Below are 8,843 nucleotides of genomic sequence, written 5' to 3'. Positions count from 1 at the left end.
GATTCTGGTCAGAACGAGCCGACTCGGCGTCCGGGTCAGCGGTGGCGTACGCCGACCAGCGAGCCCGCGCCGCCCGGCCAGGTGACCTGGATCGACTCCGCGCCATCCGCGTCGGAGTCGTCGACTACACGCTTCACGACGACCACGAAGCTGCCGGTCTCGATGCGCGACTCGGCGCCGTGGGAGCGGATCGTGACGCCGTCGAAGTGCGGAACCGCGTTGCCCGTCCACGAGCCGGTGCCGGTCGCGGTGACGACGGTTTCGCGGCGATCCACCAGCCGACCCTGGTCGTAGACGTCCATGGGCTCCTGGGTCGCGCCGGTGAGCGCGGCAGCCAGCAGGGCTCGGACGGCCACCGCATCGGCGCAGGCGTCGTAGACGTAGCGCGTGCCCAGCGCCGAGTGCTCGGTGGTCGCCATCAGGAAGTCCTCGGCGCCGGCGAGAGGCGCCTCCCGGTAGGAGACCGGGAGGTGGACGACGGACCCGCCGACCTCGAGGAGCACACACTCGATCCCGACCTTCCCTGCCGGGTCGTCGAACCGGTAGGAGCCGATCGTGTCCACCAGCTCACCCGGCGACCAGGTCTGAGTGGCGAGCCAGGCGCCGAAGATCTCTTTCTTCGAAGGGGTGAGCGTGGCCTTGTGAACGATCGACATGACCGTTATCTACCACTCATCACACTTTGTGGCTATCGCCTTCGCCGTTCGAGGGGGTCTCGGCACCGGCGTCCGTCTCGGAGTCGATCTCGGCGTCCTCCTTGGCGCGGGTCGCCTCGACCGCCTTCGCGGCCCGGGCCTCGACCTTCTCGGCGAAGGCCCGGCGCTGCGGGTCGAGCACGAAGAAGGACAGCACACCGCTGATCACGAACGCCACGATCACCGAGAGGAAGATGTCGACCTCGCCCGCGACGAGCGACCAGATGCCCGCGACGATGCCGAAGGTGGCGACCAGCGACAACAGCCGCAGGCCGGTGTAGATCCAGAACTCTTTCATCGTGAGGCTCCCTCGGTGAGCTCGACGACCGCCGGGGCTGCGGGCGCAGCGTACGAGTGCTGCGAGGTCGAGGAGAAGTAGTTGATGCCGATGAAGTTGAACCACAGCGTGGCCAGCCCGATCAGCGCCACGATCGCGGCCTTCTTGCCCTTCCACCCGGCGGTCGCGCGGGCATGCAGGTAGCCGGCGTAGACGACCCAGGTGATGAACGCCCAGACCTCCTTGGGGTCCCAGTTCCAGTAGGAGCCCCAGGCCTCGTGGGCCCAGATCGGACCGGAGATCAGCACCCCGAAGGTCCACACGGGAAACGCGAAGGCGTGGATCCGGTAGGAGACCCGGTCGAGGTTGTCGAGGTCGGGCACCCGCGCCAGCAGGGCGGCGTCGGGGAACCGCGCCTTGAGGAGGTACGTCACCGAGGCGATGCCGCCCAGCGTGAACCCGCCGGTGGCGATGATGGCCGCGATGACATGGATGACCAGCCAGTAGGAGTTGAGCGCCTCGGTCAGCGGCGCGACCGGCTCGTAGAGCCCGACCACGGCCAGCATCAGCACCACGATCGTGAAGCCGAGCACCCACGGCGCCATCCAGGAGAGCTTCAGCCGACGGTAGAGAGCGACGTACGCAGCGGCGACCACGAACGAGCCCGAGATCGTGAACTCGTACATGTTGCCCCACGGCACCCGGTTGGGGTCCGCGGCCATGCCGCGGCCGACCAGCGCCACGAAGTGGCACGCCACCGCGATCGCGGTCAACAGCAGGCTCAGGCGTCCGAAGAGGGCGGCCCGGTGCTCGCGTACGGCATCGGCGGGGTTCACCGGAGCATCGGCGTCGTCGTCGGCCGGTGCACCGGCGCCGACGAGCTCCTTCTCCGCCACCGCGGCCCTGGCGCGCGACTGCCAGGCCGACCACTCGACCAGCGCGCAGAGCAGCGCCAGGAAGTAGACGACCCCGGCGGCCGAGATGGCCTGGTTGCTGAGAACGCCCCAGGTGTGGTCAGTCATCGGTTCTCCTCCTGTGTTCGCGCGCCTCGTAAGGTCTCCGCAAGGCCGGCGACGACGGCAGCGGTGTCTCCACCGCCGGAGCGGTCGAGGGCGGCGATCTCGACCAGTGTGCGCCCATCGACCCGGCGGGCGCGAACCCACACCCGTCGCGAGCGGATGAACAGGGACCCGAGCAGCCCCACGAGGGCGAGGGAGACGCCGAGGAGCGCCCATTCCTTGCCGGGCGACTTCGAGATCTGCACCCGGTTCCACTGCTGGACGTCGTCGAAGGAGACAGACCCCAGCCCGTCGGGGAGCTCGGCCGTCTCCCCCAGGCGCAGGTTGAACGCCTTGCCGGTCTCCTCGGGCGACATCATGTTGGCCTTGGAGGTGTCGAGCGCGTAGACCGACTGGGGCCCGGCGTCGAGGTTGAGGTCGCCCCGGAAACCCTGCAGCGAGAGCATCGCGTGCGAGCCGTCGCCGATGTCGCCCATCAGGTTGACCGGCTCGCCGTCGACGGTGCCCTCGAACGGGTAGAACAGCCCCTGGAAGCCGATCTCCTCGGGCGAGGCGTACGGCGCCTTCACGACCCCGAAGGAGAGCAGGTTCTGGCTCTGCGGAAGGAAGATGGTCGGGCCGGAGTAGGCGACGTCGCCGTTGCCGTCGCGCACCGTGATCACCGGTGCGTAGCCGTGGGCGAGCAGGAAGACGTCGGTGCTGCCGATGGTGAGCGGGTGGTTGACCCTGAGGTCGTAGCTCTTCTCGTCGCTCGTTCCTGCCGTGTAGCGGATCTTCGAGTTGAACCCGCGCGCGGTCCCGGCGCCCGCGCCGGAGCTGAGCCACTCGGCGTGGAAGTCGTCGATCTTGAAGCTGAAGTCGTCGAGGTCCTCGGGAGCGAAGAGCGAGCCCGACTTGAAGTCGTCGTACTGCGAGAGCTCGTTGGCGAAGCCGTACTCCTCCCCCACCAGCACGATCACGCCGCCCTTGTAGCCGAACAGGCTCCCGGTCGCGAACGCGACCAGCACGATGATCAGCGACATGTGGAAGATCAGGTTGCCGGCCTCGCGCAGGTAGCCCTTCTCCGCCGAAACGGACTCGCCGTCATCGTCCTTCCGGATGCGGTAGCCGCGGAGCTGCTTCCGCGCCGCGGCGAGCACCTCGGCGGGCTCCTCGTCGGTGACGTACGTCGTGGATTCGGGCAGCCGGGTCAGCTTGGCCGGCGTCGCCGGCGGCTGGGCACGCATGGCCCGCGCGTAGACGAGGCACCGCGGGATGATGCAGCCGACCAGGGAGACCATCAGCAGCAGGTAGATGGCCGCGAACCACGGCGTCGAGTAGACGTTGAAGAGCCCGAGCTTCTCGTAGATCGGCGTCAGCGTCGTGTGCGCTTCGCGCCACTGGTCCGCCTTGAGCGAGTCGACCCCGTCCTGCGGTATCAGTGACCCGGGGACGGCTGCGAGCGCGAGCAGCAGGAGCAGGATCAGTGCCGTACGCATCGAGGTCAGCTGACGCCAGCCCCAGCGGGCCAGCTCGCGGGCGTTGAGCTCGCCCGGGCGACGTACGTCGGTCGGCTCTTTCAGATCGGTCACAGTGCGATGCCCTCCCAACGCTGGACGAGCTGGACCTGCAGCCACTGGACGCCGTTGTCCCACCAGCCGGTGAGCATGGCGATGCCGATCAGGATCATCAGCACGCCGCCGGTGATCGTGATCGCACGGGTGTGCCGGCGGAACCAGGTCAGCGCGACCGTCGCCTTGCGCCACATCACCGCGACGAGCACGAACGGGATGCCGAGTCCGAGCGCGTAGACGGCGAGCAGCAGGCCGCCGCGGGCGGCGGTGCCCTGGTCCCAGGCGAGCCCGGCGATGACACCGAGCGTCGGACCGGTGCACGGGGTCCAGGCCAGCCCGAAGAGGAAGCCGAGCAGCGGCGCAGCGGCCAGCCCGACGGCCGGCACCTTGTGGAACTTCAGGTCGCGCTGCAGCAACGGGATGAAGCCCATGAACGCGACGCCCATGATGATCGAGAGCACGCCGAGCACCTTGGTGCCGGTCTGCTGGAACTCGAGCAGCTTGTAGGCGATCCCGCCCACGGTGATGCCCATCAGGACGAAGACGACCGAGAATCCGGCGACGAAGAGCAGCGACCCGGCGAGCATCCGGCCACGGCGTACGTCACCGGAGGCGAGGTCCGCGCCGGACAGGCCGGTGGCGTAGGAGAGGTAGCCCGGGAGCATCGGCAGCGTGCACGGCGAGACGAACGAGAGGAACCCGGCCAGCAGCGCGACCGGGATGGCCAGCATCAGCGACCCGCTCCCAGCGGTGCTCGCGAACCAGTCAGTCACGACTCTCACCTGCTGCGGAGACGAGCTCGTCGAGCGTACGCGCCGAGGGGATCTCGCCGCGGATCAGCGCCGCCACCCGCCCCTCGGTGTCGAGGATCGCGGTGGCCGGGATGGCGCGCGGCGCCAGCGAGCCCTTCAGCGCGAGGACGGCGGCGCCGTCGGGCGAGTAGACCGACGGGTACTCCACGCCGTAGTGCCGCTCGAAGGCCAGCCCCTGCGCGGCCGAGGCGTCGCGGGTGTTGAGCCCCACGAAGGCGACCTCGTCGCCCAGCTCCTCGTAGGCGGCCTGGAGCATCGGCATCTCCTTGCGGCACGGCGCGCAGCCGGTCCACCACACGTTGAGCACCGTGACCTTGCCCCGGGTGTCGGCCAGGTCGAACGGCTTGCCGTCGAGGGTCTCGCCGGTGAGCTCGACCGGCTCCCCGCGGTCGGCGACCGGGATCTCCTGGGTGCGGCCGTCACCGGAGATGTAGCCGGCTTCGTTCGTGCCGGTCTGCCCACACGCGGCCAGCAGCCCCACCATCACCACTGTGAGGAGGCCACCCAACTTCTTACGCACGCGCAGGACTCTTCCTGACAAACCTGAGAGACCCGTTAATCTTCGTCCATGTCGCCGGCCGAGAACGGCGCGTACTTGTCCTTCGCGGGCAGCATGTCGCCGGCGGGCTCGCTGTAGGAGAGCGCGACGAACTCGTCGTCGACGAAGTGCAGCGAGGTCAGCGAGCACAGCGCGCACTGGCGGCGGCGCGGGTCGTGCAGGAAGCTGCGGCCCTCGATGTGGAGCCGGGTGGTCCAGATCGGCAGCTGGTGGGAGACGATGACCGCCTCGTGGCCCTTGGCCGTATCCCGGGCGTCATGGATCGCGGCCATCATCCTGGCCACGATCTCCAGGTAGGGCTCGCCCCACGACGGCTTGAGCGGGTTGATCAGCTTCGGCCAGACCTTGGGGTCCTTCAGCGGCCCCAAGCCGTCCTTGAAGCTCTTGCCGACGAAGAGGTTCTCCGACTCGAGCACCCGATCGTCGAGCGAGATCTCGACGCCGAGCGCCTTCGCCAGCGGCCCGGCGGTCTGCTGGGCGCGCTCGAGCGGGCTGGAGATGACGTGGGTGATGTCCTGCCCGCCGATCCGGTCGGCGACCCGCTCGGCCATCTGCAGCCCGAGCTCGGAGAGGTTGAACCCGGGCCGGCGCCCGTAGAGGATGCCCTCCGGGTTGTGCACCTCACCGTGGCGCAACAGGTGGACCGTGGTCTCGATACTCATGCCTTCACCTTCATAGCAGCACCTTTACAGCAGCCTCGGCGGCGTACGGAATCGCCTCCGTGATCTGGGAGATCGCCCGCTCGTCGTGGGCGGAGGAGAGGAACCAGGCCTCGTAAGCGCTCGGCGGCAGGTAGACGCCCCTGTCGAGCATGGCGTGGAAGAAGGCCTTGTACGCCGCCTCGTCGGTGGTCTTGGCCTCGTCGAAGTTGCGCACCGGCCTGTCGGTGAAGAAGACCGAGAACATCGTGCCGGTGGACTGGATGACGTGCGGGAGACCGACCTTGGTGAAGCTCTCCTCGATGGCGGCCTTCACGACGTCCGCGGCCTTGCCGATGTGGTCGTAGACCTCGTCGGTCGCCAAGCGCAGCGTGGTGAGGCCCGCGGTGGTCGCGACCGGGTTCCCGGAGAGCGTGCCGGCCTGGTAGACCGGCCCGTCCGGGCTGAGCGAGCCCATCACGTCGGCGCGGCCACCGAAGGCGGCCGCCGGGAAGCCGCCGCCCATCACCTTGCCGAAGGTGACCAGGTCAGGCGTCCAGCCCTCGTTCTTGCCGTCCAGGCCCCACTGCCCCTGCTTGCTGGCCCGGAACCCGGTCATCACCTCGTCGGAGATGAACAGGGCGCCGTGCGCCGTGCAGGTGGTCGCGAGGAACTCGTTGAACCCGGGCTCCGGCGGGACGACGCCCATGTTGCCCGGCGAGGCCTCGGTGATCAGGCAGGCCACCCGGCCCGCGTACTCCTCGAACGCCGCCGCGACCGCGGCCCGGTCGTTGTAGGGCAGCACGACCGTGAGCTCGGTGCTGCTCTCGGGGACGCCCGGCGTGCCGGGGATCGCGTGGGTGACCAGCCCGGAGCCGGCGCTGGCGAGGAGCGAGTCGACGTGGCCGTGGTAGTTGCCGGCGAACTTGAGGATCACGTCGCGCCCGGTGAACCCTCGTGCCAGCCGAATGGCCGACATCGTCGCCTCCGTGCCGCTGCTGACGAACCGCACCTTCTCCACCGGAGCCCGCTCGACGATCGCCTCGGCGAGCTCGACCTCGGGAGTGGTCGGGGTCCCGTAGGACGTGCCACGGGTGACGGCCTCCAGGACCGCGGCCTGGACCTCCGGATGGGCATGGCCCAGCAGCATCGGGCCCCAGGAGCAGATCAGGTCGACGTACTCGTTCCCGTCGACGTCGGTCAGCCACGCCCCCTTCGCCTCCCGGATGAAGCGCGGCGTCCCGCCCACCGCGTTGAAGGCGCGCACGGGCGAGTTCACGCCGCCCGGCGTCACGGCCTTCGCGCGGGCGAAGAGCGCTTCGGATACCGCTGCGGACAGGGTGGAAACATCGGTACGCACCGCGCCATTGTCACCGAGACCACCCCGGATCCCCACTTCGGCCTCATCCGTTGGCGATGGCAGCCCCCGGCGGCAGACCCGGATCGGCGTTGAAGATGTCGTCGGCACTGAGCGGACCGGCGTACTGCCACACGCCCCCGAGATCGCCGGCGAGCGGGGCAGTCGGACCCCCGAGGCCGGTCGTCGTCGTCCCGTTCCCGACCTCGAACCCACCGCGCGCGGTCCACGGCGTCGTGAACGACGCCTGCGGCATCTCGCCCTCGGCGCTGCCCGTCAAGGGGCCTTCGCAGCGCACGGAATCTACGCAACGTCATTACATGTTTCCCTCGTTTGGCCATCCCGTTCCCGACCTGTGGCACTACGGTTACCGACATGGCGTGGCGACTCCCGTCGCGAAGGACCTGCTCCGTCATCCAACGTGACCTTGTTCACATGTGGATCGGCTGATAATCTACAGCCATTAGATAAACGAGTTTCGGGATTCAGCGTCACAAACCACGACAACCTGCGTCTCATCAGCGTCTCGTTAACTGGAACGCAATGTGTCAGTAAAACGTGACGCGCGTAACTTTGACGTGAGACGGTTCGTTGTAAGCCTTGCGATATGGGGAGCAAGACCCGGGGCGTTCCATCCCGGGGATTGAGAGGGAGATTCGATGTCCGCTACGCGCTACAACCGCCTTCAGAAGGCGACGGCGCTCGTTCCGCTCGCGCTGCTCAGCGCGGCCTGGACGGTCAATGTCACCGGTCTGACGCAGTCGAGTGCCACCGCATCAGGGACCAGATACGACGACGCGTTCAGCCTGCCCGACGGGACGTCGGTCCCGGCCGAGGCGATCGAGGCACCGGCCAGTGTGTCGGCCTCGACCAACGATGTCGACAAGTCACTCCCCGGGACGGCCAGCGCCGCCGGCATCCCGTCCGCCGCGCTCGCCGCCTATCAGCGTGCGGCCACGGTGATCAACGCCGCGGACGCATCCTGCAAGATCGACTGGCCGCTGATCGCCGCGATCGGACGCGTCGAGTCCAACCACGGTCGCGCCAACGACAACCGTCTCAGCGCCGAGGGCGTCTCCACCCCCGGCATCTACGGGGTGCCGCTCAACGGCAAGGGCAACGTCTCCCAGATCACCGACACCGACGGTGGACAGTACGACGGCGACACCAGCTACGACCGGGCGGTCGGCCCGATGCAGTTCATCCCCTCCACCTGGGCGATGGTCGGCGTGGACGCCGACGGTGACGGCAAGCGCAACCCGCAGGACATCAACGACGCCGCCCTCGCGAGCGCGGTCTACCTCTGCTCCGGCGACGACGACCTCTCCACCGACCAGGGTGCGCGGGCAGCGGTCTTCCGCTACAACCACAGCCAGTCGTACGTCACGACGGTGCTCGGTGTCGCCGAGGCCTACCGCTCCGGTGACTTCACCTCGATCCCGAACAGCACGATCCCGGTCGACTACGCGATCCCGCGGATGGAGGCTCCCAAGTCTTCGAAGCAGAAGGACCGCGAGCTCCGCGCAGGCGGCCAGCAGGCCGGCCCGCGCGGCGGCTCCTCGCAGGCTCCGTCCAACCCGTCCAGCGAGGTTCCTTCCGGGGAGACTCCCGGTGGGAGCACCGGCGGCGGCACCGGCGGCGGTGACGACGGCGGCACCACCACCGACCCGGGGAAGGCGCTGGAGCCGGTGACCAAGCCGGTCGAGAAGGTGGTCGCGACCGTCGGTGAACTCACCACGGTCTGCACCAAGGCGGTGGTCGACCAGCTCGGCTCCGTTCTCGCCCAAACCGTCCCGCAGAGCACGATCGCCGACTGCGTGGCACAGCTGCAGGGCAAGACCCTTCCGGAGGCGACCGGCGCTGTCGGCGGCATCCTCACGGGCCTGCTGCGACTGCTCGGGCTCGTCAAGTAGCTCAAGCCACCTCCGAAGGG

General features: G+C 68.7%; 10 protein-coding genes. 1 reads left to right on the top strand and 9 read right to left on the bottom strand.

Going from position 1 to position 8,843, the window contains the following annotated elements:
• Positions 1–35: 35 nt before the first annotated feature.
• Genes ACFU7D_RS26885 through ACFU7D_RS26845 form a run of 9 tightly spaced genes read right to left on the bottom strand, consistent with a single transcriptional unit; the run spans position 36 to position 7,190 of the window.
• Positions 36–656 carry a hypothetical protein gene (locus ACFU7D_RS26885; protein ID WP_378873147.1) on the bottom strand — a complete coding sequence of 207 codons (621 nt, stop codon included), beginning with the start codon at positions 654–656 and terminating at the stop codon, positions 36–38.
• Between the two features lie 19 nt (positions 657–675).
• A complete protein-coding gene (locus ACFU7D_RS26880) occupies positions 676–993 on the bottom strand; it encodes a DUF4229 domain-containing protein (RefSeq protein WP_378729006.1) in 318 nt (105 codons plus the stop codon).
• Entirely contained in the window at positions 990–1,994 is a 1,005-nt protein-coding gene (ccsB, locus tag ACFU7D_RS26875) for a c-type cytochrome biogenesis protein CcsB (protein ID WP_378729007.1), read from the bottom strand. Before ccsB ends, ACFU7D_RS26880 begins: the two co-directional genes overlap by 4 nt.
• Entirely contained in the window at positions 1,991–3,562 is a 1,572-nt protein-coding gene (locus ACFU7D_RS26870; RefSeq protein ID WP_378873145.1) for a cytochrome c biogenesis protein ResB, read from the bottom strand. Before ACFU7D_RS26870 ends, ccsB begins: the two co-directional genes overlap by 4 nt.
• The gene (locus ACFU7D_RS26865) at positions 3,559–4,317 is read right to left on the bottom strand and encodes a cytochrome c biogenesis CcdA family protein (RefSeq protein ID WP_378729009.1); all 759 of its coding nucleotides are present in this window, start codon (positions 4,315–4,317) and stop codon (positions 3,559–3,561) included. The genes ACFU7D_RS26870 and ACFU7D_RS26865 overlap by 4 nt, the downstream gene beginning before the upstream one ends.
• On the bottom strand, positions 4,310–4,876 hold the full coding sequence (locus ACFU7D_RS26860; RefSeq protein ID WP_378873143.1) for a redoxin family protein: 567 nt from the start codon (positions 4,874–4,876) through the stop codon (positions 4,310–4,312). Before ACFU7D_RS26860 ends, ACFU7D_RS26865 begins: the two co-directional genes overlap by 8 nt.
• 35 nt (positions 4,877–4,911) lie before the next feature.
• Entirely contained in the window at positions 4,912–5,577 is a 666-nt protein-coding gene (locus ACFU7D_RS26855) for a histidine phosphatase family protein (protein WP_378873141.1), read from the bottom strand.
• A gap of 10 nt (positions 5,578–5,587) precedes the next feature.
• Entirely contained in the window at positions 5,588–6,913 is a 1,326-nt protein-coding gene (gene hemL, locus ACFU7D_RS26850) for a glutamate-1-semialdehyde 2,1-aminomutase (protein WP_378873139.1), read from the bottom strand.
• A 43-nt stretch (positions 6,914–6,956) separates the two neighbouring features.
• Positions 6,957–7,190: a hypothetical protein gene (locus tag ACFU7D_RS26845; protein ID WP_378873137.1), complete on the bottom strand. Its 234-nt coding sequence runs from the start codon at positions 7,188–7,190 to the stop codon at positions 6,957–6,959.
• A gap of 379 nt (positions 7,191–7,569) precedes the next feature.
• On the opposite strand from ACFU7D_RS26845, the gene ACFU7D_RS26840 reads away from it, so the two are divergent.
• Positions 7,570–8,823: a lytic transglycosylase domain-containing protein gene (locus ACFU7D_RS26840; protein WP_378873135.1), complete on the top strand. Its 1,254-nt coding sequence runs from the start codon at positions 7,570–7,572 to the stop codon at positions 8,821–8,823.
• Positions 8,824–8,843 lie beyond the last annotated feature (20 nt).

This window comes from Nocardioides sp. NPDC057577 (assembly GCF_042801335.1).
Lineage (GTDB): Bacteria > Actinomycetota > Actinomycetes > Propionibacteriales > Nocardioidaceae > Nocardioides.
This window is presented reverse-complemented; position numbering and strand designations above follow the sequence as displayed.

Bases quoted from the DNA above. Each gene is read 5' to 3' on its own strand.
- ccsB (WP_378729007.1), bottom strand. From the start codon at position 1,994: ATGACTGACCACACCTGGGGCGTTCTCAGCAACCAGGCCATCTCGGCC.
- ACFU7D_RS26855 (WP_378873141.1), bottom strand. From the start codon at position 5,577: ATGAGTATCGAGACCACGGTCCACCTGTTGCGCCACGGTGAGGTGCAC.
- ACFU7D_RS26880 (WP_378729006.1), bottom strand. From the start codon at position 993: ATGAAAGAGTTCTGGATCTACACCGGCCTGCGGCTGTTGTCGCTGGTC.
- ACFU7D_RS26885 (WP_378873147.1), bottom strand. From the start codon at position 656: ATGTCGATCGTTCACAAGGCCACGCTCACCCCTTCGAAGAAAGAGATC.
- ACFU7D_RS26840 (WP_378873135.1), top strand. From the start codon at position 7,570: ATGTCCGCTACGCGCTACAACCGCCTTCAGAAGGCGACGGCGCTCGTT.